The organism is Subtercola frigoramans, from assembly GCF_016907385.1.
Lineage (GTDB): Bacteria > Actinomycetota > Actinomycetes > Actinomycetales > Microbacteriaceae > Subtercola > Subtercola frigoramans.
This window is the reverse complement of sequence record NZ_JAFBBU010000001.1, coordinates 2485554-2502116: the sequence shown is the minus strand read 5'-3', so window position 1 is coordinate 2502116 and position 16563 is coordinate 2485554. Positions and strand designations below refer to the sequence as shown.

Sequence of the window (16563 nt, the reverse complement as noted above, 5' to 3'; positions counted from 1 at the left end):
TGACGATGTGTCGAGGGCAACTGGGACGCCGTGGCCGGGCTGTCTCATTTGGAGAACACACACCCGAAACATCGGCGACCCGACTTCGCAACACCCTGCCCCTAGGCTCGGAGCTACTGATCTGCAGAAGGGCCACCGACCATGACCGCACTCGAGCGGGCAATCGCTGACCCGCCCCTGGTCGCCGGGATTCTGCGCCGTTCTCCCGTAGAGGGACTGGATCGCCGCAGTCTCGGCTTTCTCGACGTCGTCGCCCAGTCGGTCTCGGCCGTTGCGCCCTCGGCCGCGGCGACGACCATCCCGGTGATCGTCGCCGCGGTGGCCGGCAATGCCACCGTGTGGGCCGTGACTGCAGCACTCCTTCTCTCCCTGCTCGTGGCGAGTTCGATCAACCAGTTCACCCGGCGCATGTCGGCAGCGGGGTCGCTGTACACGTTCGTCTCGAAGGGCCTGGGGGCGGGAGCCTCCTTCATGACGGGCGTCTCGATGATCGTCGGCTACGGGTTCATCGCGATGTTCTCCCTCAGTGGCGCCGGGTTGTTCCTGGCGACTCTGCTCGGGCACTTCGTACCGGGAGCCGAGAAGTCGAGCCTTCTGGTCAGCATCATCGTGGTGGCGATCGCGGCGATCTGCTTCGTCGTGCTGGCCCGCGGCATCCGGCTCTCGACTCGGGTGACTCTGCTGGTCGAGTCGGTCTCCGTCGCCCTGCTCGTGGTCTTCATCGTTGCACTGCTCGTCTCTCAGGGTGGTGGCATCGACTGGTCGGTCATCTCGCTCGCCGGAACGACCTTCAGCGACTTCGCAACAGGTGCGGTGCTGGCGCTGATGGCCTTCGTGGGATTCGAGAGCGCAGCGAGCCTGGGTGTCGAGGCGCGAAAGCCCTTCGCGAGCATCCCGAGGGCACTCGTGGGCACCCTGGTGGCCTCGGGTCTTCTCTACCTGCTCTCGTCGTACAGCCAGCTCGTGGGGTTCGTGGGTCTCGACCGCTCGCTGACCTCGGTGCCGAGCCCGGTGAACTCGCTGGCGAACGCGTACGGCATGGAGTGGATGGGCCTCGTGCTCGACGCCAGCATCGCGATGTCGTTCGTGGCCTGCGCGATCGCCTCGACCACCGCCCTGGTGCGCGTCTTGTTCTCGATGGCCAGGGACGGCGTGATCCCCCGGATGTTCGGGCGTACGCATCCTCGCTTTCGCACGCCGTTCATCGGGGTCGTCACGGTTCTGCCCGTCATGACAGTGGCGACCCTGCTCTACATCGCCTCGGGTGCCGGGGTCTGGGAGGCCATGGGCGCGATTCTGGTCTGTGCTGCGGCAGGATTCATCACCTCGTACGTGCTCGTGTGCGTTGCGTCGTTCGTCTTTCTGAAGAAGATCGGCGAACTCACCTTCTGGGCCGGCCTCCGGGCGATTCTGGCAAGCCTTCTGCTCGCCCTCGGTCTTGTGGTCTATCTCGCGGTGCAGGGCTCGGGGCCCGGTGCCGTCGGCGTGTGGCTCTTTCTCGGCATCATGGTCGCGGGTGTTGTCGTCTTCCGCTTCGTGCGCCGTCGCCGGCCCTGGCTGAAGGAGACGATCGGGGTGTTCGACGAGACGATCGCCGGCGACGTTCTCGGCGGCGATCCCGCTGCATCGACAGGGCGAGTGACAGGCCGCGGATGACCGCTCAGCCGAGCCACATCAGCGAGGTCAGGGCAAGGCAGCCGCGCGCCATTCACAGCGCGCTCGTCGTGCTCGAGGAGGTCGCCCGGTGTGGCCCGGGGGTCACGGCCCGCGAAGTGAGCCACAACCTCTCGCTCCCGCGTGCTACAACCTACCGGCTCCTGAACCTCCTGGTGCAGGAGGAGTACCTCGTGCGCCTGCCCGATCTCAGCGGCTTCGCGCTCGGCAGCAAAGTCGCCCAACTGGCAGGGCTTGCGCCGGTGATACCCCGCCTTCCACGCGCTGCTCGCGATGTGGTGACCGAACTGCGACAGGGCATCCGCGGGGGAGTGCACCTGGTGCGTTACGAGCACCATCGCCTTCAGGTCACCGACATCGATCCCGACTTTCCGCTCAGTAACCCGGTACGAATTGCCCGGTTCGTCGATGCCTCTGCGATGGGCAGGCTGTTGCTGGCCGAGCTGGACGCTGGCCAGCGGTTGGGGGTACAGGCCGGCTCGCTGACGGTCGAACGCTCGCCAGAAGCGATCGATGCTCTTGTCTCCGAGACGAGGGAACGCGGCTACGCGCTGCAGGTGGGCGAGCTCACCCCCGGTTACGGCTGTCTTGCCGTTCCGATCAGAGACGCAGAAAATTCGCTCGTGGCCGGGCTCTGCCTCTCGGCGCCCGCCACCAGAGTCGAGAAGCCTGGCGAGACCCTTTCGATACTGGTGGAGGGCTCACGTCTGCTCGCCCCTCTTCTCGCCTGAGCCGTATCACTTCTCCCGCGTCTGATTCATCTGCGGCGGAGGGCGAGCACGGCGACGATCTCTGCGACCTCCTCTGCCGGTGTCTTCTCGGCGTTGACGGTGATCGCGTTCTCCGAGGGTTCAGGCGGCTCGAGACTGTCCAGCTGGGAATCCAGCAGAGCCGGCGGCATGTAGTGGTCGCTACGCTGGGTCAGGCGGTCGCCGATGAGGCCTCGGGAACCGGCCAGATGAACGAAGACCACGTCTCTTTCGCGCAGCACATCGCGGTACCGGCGCTTCAGTGCAGAGCAGGTGATCACTCCGGGGACTCCGGCCATCTCGTGCTCGACGATCCATGATGAGATTGTCTCGAGCCACGGTTGCCGATCGGCGTCGTCGAGCGGAATCCCTGCCGACATCTTCGCGACATTCTCGTCGGAGTGCAGATTGTCGCCGTCTTCGAAATCCCATCCGAGCTCATCGGCGAGCCCGGCAGCGATGGTGCTCTTGCCCGATCCGGAGACACCCATCACGACGATGATCGGCTGCCCCTCAATGAGGGGAGTCACCGTCAGAGAACCATTCCGAGCAGAAGGACCCCGATGAGGCCTGTAACCGAGATGATGCACTCTAGCGCCGTCCACACCTTGAAGTTCTGGCCGATCGAGAGTCCTAGATACTCCTTGACCAGCCAAAAGCCGGCGTCGTTGACGTGGGAGAGGAAGAGTGAGCCTGCGCCGATGGCAAGAACCATCAGGGAGACCTGTGGTGTGCTCAGGGTTGCGGCGACGGGCGCGAGGATTCCCGCTGCTGTAACCGTGGCCACTGTGGCAGACCCGGTGGCCACGCGTACGAGTGCCGCTACCACCCAGGCCAGAAGAAGCACAGACATGCTGCTGCCGGTGACGGCATTGGCGATGATGGTCCCGATTCCGGTGTCGATGAGCACTTGTTTGAACCCGCCGCCGGCGCCGACGATCAGAAGAATGCCGGCAATCGGTCCGAGTGAGGAACCGAGCGATTCGGAGACCGCCCTGCGAGACATTCCGCCGCCTCGGCCGAAGACGATCATGCCGTAGATGACGGCGAGTCCAAGGGCGACCATCGGGGTACCGAGGAAGTCGAGCGTTGCGTTGAGCGGTGCCTTCGATCCAGGGTCGACTGCATCGACGACTGCCCGGGCGAGCATAAGAACAACCGGCAGGAGGATTCCGCACAAGGCTGCGAGGAAGCTCGGTCGCTTGCGGTCGGTGATGTCTTCGCCCTCGTCTTCGGCAGTGACGAACAGTGCCGGAATGGGAACGTTCACCCATCGGGCAGCGAGCTTGCTGAACAGTGGGCCGGCGATGATGACGGTGGGGATGGCGAGGCCGACCCCGATGGCCAGGGTGAGGCCGAGGTTTGCGCCCAGTGTCGAAACGGCAACGAGTGGCCCGGGGTGAGGAGGAACGAGCCCGTGCATAACCGAGAGGCCGGCAATCGCAGGAACAGCGATCCTGATCAATGACAGTCCCGAACGACGGGCGACCAGAATGATGACTGGGATCAGGAGCACGAGCCCCACTTCGAAGAACATCGGCAATCCGATGAGCGCTCCGATGAGCGCCATTGTCCACGGCAGTGCCCGCTTGCTTGACCGTGATACCAGCGTGTCAACGATGCGATCTGCGCCGCCGGAGTCAGCAAGGATCTTGCCGAACATCGCGCCGAAGGCGATGAGGATGCCCACGCTCGTCATGGTTGCGCCGAACCCGGCGCCGAAGCTGGCGACGGCTCCCAACGGAGCCAACCCAGCTCCGATTCCCACACCGATCGACCCGACAGTCAGTGCCAGGAATGGATGCACTTTGAGCCAGGTGATGAGGGTGATGATCACGGCAACGCCGATCAGCGCTGCGATGATGAGCTGTTCCGGGCTACCGGACGGCTTGATAGGATCTGCGGTGAATACGGCCGAGATGAGATTCATGGATGAAAGCCCCTTTCAGAGGCGCTTCCCTGCGACCTCTTCGTCAAAATATATAAACCGATTAATCAGATTTATTTGATTATTATCCCGAATTACGGTGTAGTCAAGCTGTGCCCCCAAATCGGGTGCGTGAGGAGCGCAGGAACACGCCAATGGCGCATTTCAACACGGCCTCGTCGCGTACTGTGGGCGGCCTTCATTCCCGGGTCCTGAACTCTGTGGGTGCGGACATCGTCAGCGGCCAGCTACCACCCGGCTTCATACTCAATCTCGACGAGATGAGCGCAGAGTTCGACGTTTCGCGTTCGGTTCTTCGGGAGAGCATCCGGGTGCTGCAATCGCTGGGACTGGTTGAAGCTCGCCAGCGTGTAGGCACAGTCGTGCTCCCGTGGGATTCCTGGGACCTCTTCAGCCCCCAGATCATCTTCTGGCGTGGGCAGGGTCCTGGCTACTATACGCAGATGCGCGAGCTCCTCCAATTGAGGCTCGGCATCGAACCGATTGCCGCCAGGCTCAGCGCAGCACACATGACGGCCACCGAGCGGAGAGCGGTATGCGCCGCCGCAGACACTATGGACGACGCGAACCGGAGCGGCGACGGAAAGGTGTTTCTCGAGGCGGATGTCGCGTTCCACACCCTCGTGCTCAGAAGCTCAGGCAATGCGGTCATGGCCCACTTCGCCGGAACTGTCGAGGCGGTGCTGCGAACGCGTGAACAGGAACGCCGATACACGATCACGACGTACACCTCTCCCTCCGTGGATCGCCATCATGCCCTCGCTGCTGCTCTCGCCGAGTCAGATGCAGATGGCGCACAACGGGCCTCATACGCAATACTCGAGGCGACGGTGAAGGAGTTCAGCACAGCACCCAGCGAAACGAAAGACCGTGTCGAGGCCGATTCGCCTGGATGAGTGCAGAAGCCGGTTGCCTTGGGGTGCTGTAATGCGAGTCAGATCTCGTCGGCGTCAGAGTCAGAGCTCGTAGGCCTTCGCGCGGGGAATGCTCGCGAACATCTTGTCGAAGACTCGTCGGCGGTCGAATTGCAGGGCGTACTCGCGTGCGCGATCCGCCCACTCCCTGCGTTCGTCGCGCGTGGTGTGCAGAATGGCCTTGTCGAGCGCCGCGGCGATTCCTTCGGGGTCTTCGACCTCGACGATGAGGGCATGATCTCCGATCGCCTCACCGATTCCCCCGGTCAGTGTGGTGATCACCGGCCCGCCGCCGGCGAGCATCTTCTCGGCAAGGGCAATACCGAAGGTTTCGACGAATTCGGGGCGGGGCTTGCTCGGCAGAACGAAAGCCGCGCACCCGGCCATCAGGTACGGCTTCTCAGCGTCGCCGACATCGTCGAGAAACCGGATGCGGTCGACCATCGGTGAGTGCGAGGCGAATTCCCGGATGGCCTCTGCCTGGGGGCCACGCCCGGCGATCACGAGCGTCTTGTCATGGTGCGACTCGCTCAGTTCGAACCCGGTGATGAGTTCTTCGACGCCCTTCGCAGCGGTGAGGCGCGAGAGGAAGAGCACGTAGCTCTCGCGCTCGAGCCCGCGGGCTGCAAGCACCTCGTCGATGACCTGCTCGTCGAGGTGCGTGTAGGCGTCGGCGTCGATGGCGGGGTACGAGACGGTGATGCGCTCGCGACACTGGGGCGCGAAACGGGTGCCGTGATGCTGGTCGACGAGTTCGGCCTCGGTGATGATGAGGTCGCGGGTGTACTCCGAGACCGCAACGCAGTGATCCTGGCTGAGGTAGCTCGAGAGAATGTGTGCTGCTGCGCCGAGCCTGCCCTCGGTGACCGCCGTGCGAACCACGTTGGTCACGTCGGAGCCGACGGCCTCGGCGATGGTCGTGACGTTGACGGGCAGGCCGGTTCCCCAAGCTGCCCGCAGGGCATCGGCCACGGCGATCGTGTGGGGGCTCAGGTACAGCGACAGGCACACGGTGGGCACGCCATCGGTGAAGAGTTCGACGAGCCGGCCGATGATTCCGGCCAGGTACCGGCCGTCTGGCACCTTGTAGTCCCCGACAGGAGCCGGGCGATCGACGAAGATGCCCGGGCTGTAGGGCAGCACAGAATCGAGCGGTTTGAGAGGCAGACCCGCCCTCTCGAGGGTCTCGATGGGCCAGGTGACGATGCGCACCTCGTCGAATCCGCGCTCGAGGGCGGTCTCGGCGAGATTTCGTGCTTCGACCGAGTGCCCGCAGATGACAGGATCGGCGCGCACCACGATCACGAGACGGTTTTCGATGGTGGTCATGGCTGGTCTCCTCGGGCAGGGGGTGCGGTCGTGGTGTGGGCGAAGGGGGTATGCGAAGGGGGTACGTGTTCGGTGGCCCAGGTGCTCGGTTCGGCGGCAAGGGTCACCACGAGCTCGCCTCCGCGGTGCAGTTCATGGCCCGTGATCCACGAGCGTTCGAGCGGCGAACCGTTGAGTTCCACTGAGTGTACGTACTGAACCTTTCCGCCGGGTTCAGGCTCGACGAAGCCGCGCGTTCGAATGATGAACGGGCCGCCATCGGTTGCGATCGAGCTCTCGGAGAACGAGGGTGCGTTCACCAGGAAGATGTTCTGGCCGGCCACCGGGAAGAGCCCGAGCGACGCCCAGACGAACCAGGAGCTGAGGCCGCCGGAGTCATCGTTACCGGGGAGTCCGCCGCGGCCTGTGCTGAACTGCTGGTGGATGATGTTGTGAACGATCTCGGCCGTTCTGTCGGGCCGGCCGGCGTAGTGGTAGGCCCACGGTGCATCCATGTCGGGCTCATTGTTGAGGCCCTCGAAACGCCCGAGTGCGTACCCGGCGACGATCTCGGGGGCGCTCGGCTGGTTGCCGAGCTGCGTCACGGGCTCAGCGCCGTAGCCGAAGAATTCGTCGAGCTGGGCCACAAACCGGTCGACACCGCCGCTCAGGGCGATGCGGCCCGACATGTCGTGCAACAGACGGAACGAGTAGTTGTAGCGACTTCCTTCGTAGTAGGTCGAGTCTTTGAGGAGCCCTGTCGAGGTGTCGAACGCATTCGACCACCGCTCAGAGAGCGCAGAGAACTGGTCGACGAGCGTCTTGTCGCCGAGGTGCTGGGCGACGCGGGCGGTGCACCAGTACCCGAAGGCGAGGTCGAGGGTGTGGGTGATGGGGTGGGCCTCGCCACGCAGTAGGAATTCCTCGCCGTAGGTGCGCCGCAGGTCATCCGACATGTGCACGAGTGCCCAGTCCCAGTCGATGCCGCCCAGGCCGAGCTGGCAGAGATCAGCCAGAAAGGTGTGCGCCAGAGCGCTGCCCTGCCGTGAGAAGCGGTCGCTGCCCCGGGCCATGCGGTAGCCGATGGGAAAGTTGCCTTCTTCTTCGCAGATGGTGAGCAGCGCGTTGGCCAGCTCCACCGAGCGTTCGGGCATGAGCAGGGTGAGCAGCGGCAGCTGGGTGCGGTAGATGTCCCACATGGTGCTGATGTCGTAGGCGAACGGGCCGTCGGCCGGCCAGAACGGGCTCTCTGACGGAGCAAGGCAGGGCTTGATGAGCGAGTGGTAGAGAGCGGTTGAGAACACGGTCTGCCGGTCATCCGATGGCGTCTGCACCGTGATCGTCTTGAGGGCCTTGCGCCAGGTCTTCTGCGTGCGCTCCTTGCGCCTGGAGAACCGGGATTGGCCTTCGCCGCAGTCGTCGTAGAGGTTCTGCTTGGCCTGTTCGACCCCGCGCAGCGAGAAGCCGATGCGCAATTCGATGCTGAGATCATCCGGTCGCTCGCCGTAGCGCCCCGGTGCAAGGTCGGCCTCGGGCGAGAGTACCGACGCCAGGCCCAGTGATTGCCCAGGCTTGCTCGGCCCCGCCCACATGAGCCCGAACGGCCGGAGGGTGGTCGGCCTGATGTGGTCGAAGTCGAGCCGGGTTCCGCCGGGCATCAGCCTGCGGTCGTACCAGAGCATCTGTCGCCACTGCGGAGTGTCGCACTCGATGTACACCGACAGGGGAGTGCCCTCGACGACGATCTGGCCGCTGGCAACCCCCGGCGACACCGACTCGAGGTGCGCCCGCAGTGGAATCGTTTTGCCGTAGGGGATCGAGAGTCCACCGAGCGAGAAGTCGATGACGATGCGGGCATTCGGGTGCTGCGGGAACGTGTAGCGGTGCACCGCACTCTTCGGCCCGACGGTGATCTCGGCCGTCACACCCGAGTCGAGGGTCGCCGAATACCAGCCGGGTTCGGCGTGCTCCTCGGTGATGTCCCAGGTGCGGCCGAGTGCGTCGAGCGGCTCGATCATCGGGCTCACCCTGAAGTAGTTGTAGTACTTGCGAATGGCTCCCGTGCCCGATTGCTGGAAGTGCGTGAAGCCTGAGGCGAGCTGCCGGTCATGGATGCTCGACGGCACCCCCTCGAGAGACAGATCGTACTGCCCGTACCCCGTCGGGTAGGCGCCGGAGTAGGCGCAGGCAGAGACCATTCCGAGCGGAAAAGTCGCACCGGGGTGCGTGTTGCCGACCTGGGGCTTGGGCCACCACCAGGTCGCAGCCAGACCGGACTGCGGCGGCAGCGAGGTGATTTCGGTACCTATGAATGGATCAACTGCGTCGATCATCTCGGTTGTGGCCCCTGTTCGCATCATCGAAACGTAAGCGTGTCAATCAAAGCTCCGGTGAACTACCGGTGACGATGAGACGAACTATACGCGAGCGTCGTTCCGCGCTCGTGACGGTGTATTGCGTGCAGGTTTCGAGTGCGGCCGGCTGGGCCCGGTCAGCGCTTGAGCCCGCGGTTGCGGTAGAGAAGCGCGGCGGCGCCGAGTGCCAGGAACGCCACGATGGCGACGAGGGCGCCACCAACGGCGAGCCCGGTCGAGCTGAGGTTGGTCGTACCGCCCGACGACGAGGTGGGCGAGCCGGTGCCGGTTGTGCCCGGGTCGCACGAGGGGTCGGTGGTGGCTGCGGCCGACAGACTGTCGGGTGTCGAACCCGGCGTGGTGAGGTCGATTGCTGCAGCGATGCGCAGCACCCCGGAGTGGGGAGCGTAGACGGCAGGCTGGATCGAGGTGGTGTCTGTCGTTGCCGTTGTCGAGGTCGTGCCGGTCGTCTCGGTGGTCGGCGTCGTTTCGGTCGTGGCCGTGGTGTCGGTTGTTGCCGTCGTGTCTGTGGTGGAGGTGGTGTCGGTCGTGGCCGTCGTGTCAGTCGTTGCCGTCGTATCTGTCGTTGACGTCGTGTCTGTGGTGGAGGTCGTGTCAGTCGTTGCCGTCGTATCTGTCGTTGACGTCGTGTCCGTGGTCGACGTGGTGTCAGTCGTGGATGTCGTGTCGGTCGTCGAGGTTGTACCGGTGGTCGACGTTGTGTCGGTCGTCGAGGTTGTACCGGTGGTGCCGCTTGAGGTGGTGCCCGAACTTGTCGTTCCACTCGACGCCGGTGCCGTGGTGCACGAATTCGTCGTCGCAGCGAAGGCGGCTGACGAGCTGCCGGCGAAGAGGAGCGCAAGCACGAGCGGCACGGGTGCGAGCCCGAGAGCCAACCTCCGAGGTACCCTCATGGCAGGATCATATCCAAGGGACCGGCCGTGAACAAGACTCTGCACCCACACGATGCAGATACGGCTGCCCTGGCGCCCCCGAGTGTCGGCGCCGACCTCGCCACAACGCGACTCGACCGCTGGTGGGGCCGTGTGCTCTCCACTCCCGCGCGCCACCGCCGCTCGGCGTGGATCGCACCGATCATCGTCACGTCGTTCGCCGCGTTCCTTCGGCTCTGGAACCTCGGCTGGCCCAACTCCCTGGTCTTCGACGAGACCTACTACGTCAAAGACGCGCTCTCGATGAGCCGCCTCGGCTACGAAGGAACCTGGCCAGACGACGCGAACGCCCAGGTCAACAGAGGGCAGACAGACGGGTTCTCGGCCGATGCAGAGTTCGCCGTGCATCCACCGCTCGGAAAATGGATCATCCAGACCGGGTTCGCTCTCTTCGGCCGTGACAGCACGGTCGGCTGGCGCATCGCGGTCGCCGTCTGCGGAATCCTCGTCGTACTGCTGACGTACCTGATCGCCCGGCACCTGTTCGGCTCGATCGTGCTGGCGAGCATCGCAGGCCTGCTGATCGGCGTCGACGGCCAGGCGATCGTTCTGAGCCGCACCGCCATTCTCGACGGCCCCCTCACGCTGCTCTGTCTCGCCGGCGTGGGTGCGACGCTCCTCGATCGCCGTTCCCAGAACGCACGACGGATGATCGGCCGCCGCCTGCTCTGGCGACGCCCCTGGCTCGTGGTCGCCGGCGTGCTCTTCGGCCTCGCGTGCGGTACCAAGTGGTCGGCGATCTGGTTCCTGCTGGCCTTCGCCGTCTTCGTCGCGATCACCGACTGGCTGGCCTCCCGCCGGTCGAGGAGCGGGGCGGAGCCACGCGTATCGAGACCCTCACGGCTGGTTTCGATACGGCGTGCGGCCTACTCGACCGGTGTACTCGGGGTCTCCGCCGCGATCGCCTACCTCGCCACGTGGACAGGCTGGTTCGTCACCGACGGCGGCAGCGACCGCCACTGGGTGCAGCAGCACAACGCCGCCTGGGGCGGAGGGTTCGCGTGGGTTCCTCCGATCATCCAGAATTTCGTGCACCACCACCTCGCTATGCTCGCCTTCAACGTGAATCTGAGCACCCCGCACGGCTACCAGGCGAACCCGCTCACCTGGCTGCTCTACACGCAGCCGCTCAGCATGTACACCCGCACGACCTCGGGCGGTATCGGCCCTTGCGGCGAGTCCGTCTGCCGCGAGACGGCGTGGCTCATGGTCAACCCGATCATCTGGTGGGCGTCGGTCGCGGCCGTCATCGTCGTGCTGGTGCGCTTCGTTCTGCGCCGCGAATGGATGCTCGGAGTGATCCTGCTCGGAGTCGTCGCCGGCTATCTGCCCTGGTTGCTCTTCATGAACCGCACGATCTTCCAGTTCTACTCGATCATCTTCGAGCCCTACCTGATCCTGGCGCTCACGGCGGTGCTTGGCTACCTGCTCGGCAGCCGCACCGATCCACCGCGGATTCGACGATTCGGTATCGCCGTGGTCGGCGGGTTTCTCCTGGTCTGCCTCGCCGTGAGTGCGTTCTTCTATCCACTGTGGGTGGCATCGCCGCCGGTCACGAACGGCTTTGTCGACCTGCACTTCTGGCTCGTGTCGTGGCGGTTCGAGTAGACGACCACCAACACCAGGGCGCCCGTGACAACTGTGCGCACGATCACGGTGCCGACCAGCCAGGCGTCGACCCCTGCTCCCGGGTTCGCGAAATGGTTCATATCGACGAACCACAGCGCTGCTTCGACGGCCGACCACGCCGCGAGGCTGCCGACGAGCACCGCGCCACCGGCCCGCGCGAGGGCAAGCACCAGGAACGGCAGCAACCACAGCGAGTATTGCGGGCTCCACACCTTGTTGACGAGCAGGAACAGGGCGAGCACGATGAACACCAGCTGCGCCAGCGTGGGTGCTGTTGCAACTCGCACGGTGAAGACCGCGGCACCGACAACGCCCGCGACGAAGAGGGCAGCGGAGATCCACCCGGCGGCCGCGCTGTCGGGGGCCGACCATCCGGTCGCGCTTGCAAGTGACTGGTAGATCGAATCGACGTTGACGCCCCGCAGGGTGTTGATGCGCAGAAACTCGAACCACGCCGCGGGCCAGACGACCGCAACAGGCACGTTGACGACCAGCCAGGCGCCGAGCGCGCCGGCGGTCGCGAGCAGAAAGGTCGTCAACGACCGGTTCCGGATGCCCAGCAGCAGTACCGCGACCAGAATCAGCGCCGGGAACAGCTTCGCCGCTGCTCCCAGACCGCACAGTGCCCCGCCAACGACGACCCAGATCCACCACGACTGAGCCTTTGGGCCAGCCCTCTCTGCTGCCGCGAAAGCGAGCATCGCCCCCATCGCCAGGGCGACGGCCAGGGCATCCCAGTTGGTGAACGCCTGGAGTGCCACTACCGGCGAGGCCGCCACGAACACCGCCGCGAACGGCTGGTCGGGTGCCAGCCGGGTCACCGCCCAGACCACGAACAGCCAGCAGGCCGACAACAGGAGCGCGGTCACGGTGAAGAACTGCACCACGCCGATACCGGCCGGCACAAGTCCTGCTCCCGAGATCGCGGTGTACCCCGCCGAGAGCCCGGCTGCCAGCCAGCCGAGCATGCCGGTGAGAACCGGGTACTCGAGAAAGCGAGGTTGGGAGGCAGGGGCGCCTGAAGACACGCCCACGGCGCCGTGCGCGTAGGGGAAGGCGGTCGTGTCGAACCCTCGCGCCCCGTAGAGCGGAATAATGTCGGTGTAACATGCCGCTCGGAACGGCAGCCCGCCACTCCAGTCGACGCCTGTTCCGGCGGCATTCAGTGCCAGGCAGGGCTCTTTCGACAGCCAGGCGAGCACGAGAAAGAGGGCTCCGACACCGAGTGTGAGCCAGACGACGGCAGTGCGCCTCGACCGCATGGATCCATCCTGTCGTGAATCGCAGGCGATGGGCGGCTGTTCACCCCTCGATTCGGGAGAGGTTCTCCAGCAGGAACCGCACCATCGTCTCGGCGAGCAGCAGTTTCGACTCTGCGCGTCGGTACTCGTGACCCTCACCCGCGAGTTCGAGGTACTCGACCGGCCTCCCGAGTTCGCGCAGCGCGGCCACGACCTGGCGTGCCTCGTTCACAGGCACGTTCGTGTCGAGCTCACCGTGCGCCACCAGCAGGGGCACATCGATGTTCGACACCTTCACAAGCGGCGAGATGCGGCGTAACAGCTTCTGGTCGTGTTCCGGATGCCCGTACTTGGTCACAGCGGCCGCGGCGATCCACGGCTCGGTGTCCCGGTAGAAGGTCATCATGTGGGACATCCCGCAGATGTCGATTGCGGCAGCGAAGACACCGGGGGAGAATGCCAGCGCGGCCAGGGTGAGGTAGCCGCCGTAGGAGCGACCCGTCACAGCGATCCGCCCCGCGTCGGCCAGGCCGGCGTCGACGAGGAACCGGGCCGCGGCGAGCACATCGTCGAACGCGCCCTGTCGCCTATGAACGTCGTCGAGATGGCTGAACTCGCGGCCGAAACCGGATGACCCGCGCACGTTCGGCGCGAAGACGGTGATGCCCGCTGCGACCATCGCCTGGTGCTGCGGGTTGAACGTCGGTCTCTCCTGCGCCTCTGGTCCGCCGTGCAGGCTCAGCATGGCGGGCCCGGCAGACCGAGCCGATTCTGCTTCACCCGCGTCGTCGATCGGCTTCGCGTGCGCACCACGGGGGCGTGCTCCACCAGGAGCGCGGTACAACCAGCCGCTCAACCGGAGCCCGTCCTCGCCGGTGAAGTGCTCGAGCGTCGGCTCTGCGAGTGCCATCCCGGCCAGGGCCGGTACCTGCGTGACGCGCGTCCAGCTGTGTGCCGCCGTGTCGAGCCGCCAGAGCTCGCGTGGGCGCAGCGGCCCCTCGACACTCAGAATGACCGTGCTGCCATCACGGCTCAGCACCGGGCTTGTTGCAACCAACCCCGGCAGGCCGGCCACGGGAATGCATTCGTCTGTCGTCGTGTCGTAGAGCTCGATCACGCTTCGCCCCGCGCAGTTCCAGACCAGCAGCAACAATCGCCCGGCGTCGTCGGCATCGAGTGCTTCGAGTTCGGCATCGGCTCGTTCTGCGAGAACACGGGGCACACCGCGCCAGCCATCGGGGGCGAGGGGCAGGGCGACCAGTCGCTGCCTCGGCGCCCCGACTTCGGTCGCGAGGTAGGCGACGACGGGGCTGCCAGGTTCGGCACCCGCCGGCGCGGGTCGGATGAGTGCCGCTGTCGTCGCCCCGGTCACCGCGTGCCCGTGCTCGCCCGGAGGCATCAACGGGTGGTCCTCGTCACTCAGCCGATCGACGACCACACAGAACTCGTGTCCCCGCCGGCCGTCGCGGATGACCACGAGTGCCTCGCCGACCGAGAGGTCGAGCACATGGATGAGCTCACCTACGGCGAGCGGCTCGAAGTGCCCAGTCACGGGCTCGACGAGAAAGGTGCGTGTGGGCTCCCCGACCTCGGCCGACGGCACAGTGACGACCACGCGGTGACCACTGCGGGTCCACGGCCCGAGCTCAGCATGGTGTTCGCTGTCGCCGGCGATTCGCCGGGCATCCGTGCCGTCTGGCCTGACGACCCAGACCTGGCTCCGAACGCCCCCGTCGGTTGCGACGGCACACGCGAGCCACGCGCTGTCGGCCGACCAGGTCACCGCAGTGACGGGGTCGTCGCAGAATCGGATGAGCGACGGCTCGGGCAGTTCACCGCTGGTCACGACAGCCTGCACCCAGAGCTGGGGTAGGCCGGAGCGGTCGCTGATGAAGGCGACGCGGTCGGCGTCGGGCGTCATCGTCGGCCCCCAGCTGCCCCACGCGGCGACGAGGCGCGCGATCAGCTCGCCGGTGTCGATTATCGAATTCCCTGTTTCTGCAGCCACAGCTCCAGTAAACCAAGCTGCCAGAGCGCATTCGACCCGAGGGTCGTCCTCGTTTCGTTCGGAGAGGCCAGGAGACGTTCGACTTCTGCGCTGTTGAAGAGGCCACGCGCACGGGCAGCCGGGTCTGTGAGAGCATCGCGCATCTTCGCCAGGTACGGCCCCTCGAGCTGCCGGATCGCCGGCACGGGAAAGTAGCCCTTGGTGCGATCGATGACCTCATCGGGCACGATTCCGCGGCTGGCCGCCTTCAGTACCCCCTTGCCGCCGTCGGCCAGTTTGAGCTGTGGAGGGATTCTCCCGACCAGTTCGACGAACTCGTGGTCGAGAAAGGGAACACGAGCCTCCAGGCCCCAGGCCATGGTCATGTTGTCGACCCGTTTCACCGGGTCGTCGACCAGCATCACGGTGGTGTCGTTGCGCAGGGCTGCGTCGACGGAGGTCTCTGCCCCGGGCTCCGCGAATCGGCGGGCTATGAATTCGCTCGGGGCATCGTGCCCGAGCATCCAGTCACGGGAGAGAATCGAACTCATCGCGGGCCACCGGCGGTCGAAGAACACGCTGGCATAGGCTTCGGCTGCAGCGCCGCGTGGCACATCGGCGAGCGGCGGGTACCAGTCGTAACCGCCCAGGACTTCGTCGGCGCCCTGCCCTGACTGCACGACCTTGACAGACTTCGAGACATCTTCGCTGAGAAGGTAGAACGCCACGCAGTCGTGGCTCACCATGGGTTCGCTCATGGCGGCGATGGCGCCGTCGATGCCGGGCAGTAGGCGGGAGCTGTCGATCGTGATGCGATGGTGGTCCGTTGCGAAGCGATCAGCAACGAGTGTCGAGTACTCAAATTCGTCACCCGACTCGCCTCCGGCGGCCTCGAAACCGATACTGAAGGTGCTGAGGTCGGTCTGGCCCGCTCCGGCGAGAAGGGCCACCACGAGGCTCGAATCGATGCCTCCCGAGAGCAGCACACCCACGGGCACGTCGGCGACCATGCGCCGTTCGACTGCGGTTCGAAGGCTCCGGATGACCGCATCCTGCCAGTCACGCTCGTCGAATCCTGCGTACTCGTCATCGCGGGCGAAACTCGGTGCCCAGTACACCCGTTCCACCGAATGGCCGTCTGGCTCGATCAGCCGGATCGTGGCCGGCGGCAGCTTGCGTACGCCGTTCAGGATGGTGCGTGGGGCGGGGACAACCGAATGGAAGGTCATGTAGTACGCCAGTGCCTCCTGGTCGATACTCGTGTCGGTGCCACCACCGGCGATCAGGGCGGGCAGGGTCGAGGCGAAGCGGAGGCGCTCACCGGTCTCGTCCAGGTACAGCGGTTTGATACCGAGGCGGTCCCTGGCTAGCACCAGACGCCCGCTCTCCCTCTCGAGAATCGCGAAGGCGAACATTCCCAGAAAGTGGTCGACACAATCCATGCCCCATTCGGCATATGCCTTACCGATCACCTCGGTGTCTGAGGAGGAGAAGAAGGTGTAGCCCTTGCCCGCCAGCTCGGTGCGAAGGTCTCTGTAGTTGTAGATGCAGCCGTTGAAGACCACCGTCAGGCCGAGAGGGGCATCCACCATCGGTTGGGAACCCGCCGCGCTCAGATCGATGATCGACAGTCGCCGGTGGCCGAGTGCGACGGGGCCATGGGCCCAGAGCCCGTCACCATCGGGGCCCCGGTGAACGAGGCACGACGACATGCGGGCGAGGGCCGCGATGTCGGCACTCTGCCCGTCGAAGCGGAACTCCCCGGCGACGCCGCACATCTCAGGCCCCCCCTGTTCTGGCAGCCCG

The 16563-nt window shown here is 65.5% G+C and carries 12 protein-coding genes; 4 read left to right on the top strand and 8 right to left on the bottom strand.

Annotated elements, in window-relative coordinates:
- The first annotated feature begins 141 nt into the window (after window positions 1-141).
- Complete coding sequence (locus tag JOE66_RS11690; RefSeq protein ID WP_205109644.1) at window positions 142-1656, top strand: APC family permease; 1515 nt, start codon at window positions 142-144, stop codon at window positions 1654-1656.
- The gene (locus tag JOE66_RS11685) at window positions 1653-2405 is read left to right on the top strand and encodes an IclR family transcriptional regulator (RefSeq protein WP_205109642.1); all 753 of its coding nucleotides are present in this window, start codon (window positions 1653-1655) and stop codon (window positions 2403-2405) included. The genes JOE66_RS11690 and JOE66_RS11685 overlap by 4 nt, the downstream gene beginning before the upstream one ends.
- 26 nt (window positions 2406-2431) lie before the next feature.
- Here the strand turns inward: JOE66_RS11685 and JOE66_RS11680 are convergent, their stop codons facing one another.
- Together JOE66_RS11680 and JOE66_RS11675 are read right to left on the bottom strand one after the other, a co-directional pair.
- The gene (locus JOE66_RS11680) at window positions 2432-2953 is read right to left on the bottom strand and encodes a gluconokinase (RefSeq protein ID WP_307827176.1); all 522 of its coding nucleotides are present in this window, start codon (window positions 2951-2953) and stop codon (window positions 2432-2434) included.
- Window positions 2954-2955: 2 nt separating this feature from the next.
- Window positions 2956-4353 carry a GntP family permease gene (locus JOE66_RS11675; protein ID WP_205109640.1) on the bottom strand — a complete coding sequence of 466 codons (1398 nt, stop codon included), beginning with the start codon at window positions 4351-4353 and terminating at the stop codon, window positions 2956-2958.
- Between the two features lie 152 nt (window positions 4354-4505).
- Here JOE66_RS11675 and JOE66_RS11670 point away from each other — a divergent pair, with 152 nt between their 5' ends.
- Window positions 4506-5267, top strand: a complete 762-nt coding sequence (locus JOE66_RS11670; RefSeq protein WP_205109638.1) for a FadR/GntR family transcriptional regulator — start codon at window positions 4506-4508, stop codon at window positions 5265-5267.
- 60 nt (window positions 5268-5327) lie between these two features.
- Here the strand turns inward: JOE66_RS11670 and JOE66_RS11665 are convergent, their stop codons facing one another.
- The 3 genes from JOE66_RS11665 to JOE66_RS11655 form a co-directional block, all read right to left on the bottom strand.
- The gene (locus JOE66_RS11665; protein WP_205109636.1) at window positions 5328-6614 is read right to left on the bottom strand and encodes a glycosyltransferase; all 1287 of its coding nucleotides are present in this window, start codon (window positions 6612-6614) and stop codon (window positions 5328-5330) included.
- Window positions 6611-8926 (bottom strand): glycoside hydrolase domain-containing protein, encoded by a 2316-nt coding sequence (locus tag JOE66_RS11660; RefSeq protein ID WP_205109634.1) that lies wholly within the window; start codon window positions 8924-8926, stop codon window positions 6611-6613. The genes JOE66_RS11665 and JOE66_RS11660 overlap by 4 nt, the downstream gene beginning before the upstream one ends.
- 158 nt (window positions 8927-9084) lie before the next feature.
- A complete protein-coding gene (locus JOE66_RS11655; protein WP_205109632.1) occupies window positions 9085-9861 on the bottom strand; it encodes a hypothetical protein in 777 nt (258 codons plus the stop codon).
- 27 nt (window positions 9862-9888) lie between these two features.
- Here JOE66_RS11655 and JOE66_RS11650 point away from each other — a divergent pair, with 27 nt between their 5' ends.
- On the top strand, window positions 9889-11508 hold the full coding sequence (locus JOE66_RS11650) for a dolichyl-phosphate-mannose--protein mannosyltransferase (protein ID WP_205109630.1): 1620 nt from the start codon (window positions 9889-9891) through the stop codon (window positions 11506-11508).
- Here JOE66_RS11650 and JOE66_RS11645 read toward each other — a convergent pair.
- The 3 genes from JOE66_RS11645 to JOE66_RS11635 are packed head-to-tail and all read right to left on the bottom strand — an operon-like array spanning window position 11424 to window position 16535.
- A complete protein-coding gene (locus tag JOE66_RS11645; protein ID WP_205109628.1) occupies window positions 11424-12791 on the bottom strand; it encodes a glycosyltransferase family 87 protein in 1368 nt (455 codons plus the stop codon). The two genes, JOE66_RS11650 and JOE66_RS11645, sit on opposite strands and share 85 nt — an antisense overlap.
- A 40-nt stretch (window positions 12792-12831) precedes the next feature.
- Complete coding sequence (locus tag JOE66_RS11640; RefSeq protein ID WP_307827175.1) at window positions 12832-14778, bottom strand: S9 family peptidase; 1947 nt, start codon at window positions 14776-14778, stop codon at window positions 12832-12834.
- Window positions 14751-16535, bottom strand: coding sequence for an N-acetylglutaminylglutamine amidotransferase (locus JOE66_RS11635; RefSeq protein WP_205109626.1), 1785 nt, complete (start codon window positions 16533-16535; stop codon window positions 14751-14753). The genes JOE66_RS11640 and JOE66_RS11635 overlap by 28 nt, the downstream gene beginning before the upstream one ends.
- Between the last annotated feature and the right edge of the window lie 28 nt (window positions 16536-16563).

Excerpts from the sequence above, each read along its gene's own strand:
- JOE66_RS11690 (WP_205109644.1), top strand. The coding sequence starts at position 142 with ATGACCGCACTCGAGCGGGCAATCGCTGACCCGCCCCTGGTCGCCGGG.
- JOE66_RS11685 (WP_205109642.1), top strand. The coding sequence starts at position 1,653 with ATGACCGCTCAGCCGAGCCACATCAGCGAGGTCAGGGCAAGGCAGCCG.
- JOE66_RS11675 (WP_205109640.1), bottom strand. The coding sequence starts at position 4,353 with ATGAATCTCATCTCGGCCGTATTCACCGCAGATCCTATCAAGCCGTCC.
- JOE66_RS11670 (WP_205109638.1), top strand. The coding sequence starts at position 4,506 with ATGGCGCATTTCAACACGGCCTCGTCGCGTACTGTGGGCGGCCTTCAT.
- JOE66_RS11665 (WP_205109636.1), bottom strand. The coding sequence starts at position 6,614 with ATGACCACCATCGAAAACCGTCTCGTGATCGTGGTGCGCGCCGATCCT.
- JOE66_RS11660 (WP_205109634.1), bottom strand. The coding sequence starts at position 8,926 with ATGATCGACGCAGTTGATCCATTCATAGGTACCGAAATCACCTCGCTG.
- JOE66_RS11655 (WP_205109632.1), bottom strand. The coding sequence starts at position 9,861 with ATGAGGGTACCTCGGAGGTTGGCTCTCGGGCTCGCACCCGTGCCGCTC.
- JOE66_RS11645 (WP_205109628.1), bottom strand. The coding sequence starts at position 12,791 with ATGCGGTCGAGGCGCACTGCCGTCGTCTGGCTCACACTCGGTGTCGGA.
- JOE66_RS11635 (WP_205109626.1), bottom strand. The coding sequence starts at position 16,535 with ATGTGCGGCGTCGCCGGGGAGTTCCGCTTCGACGGGCAGAGTGCCGAC.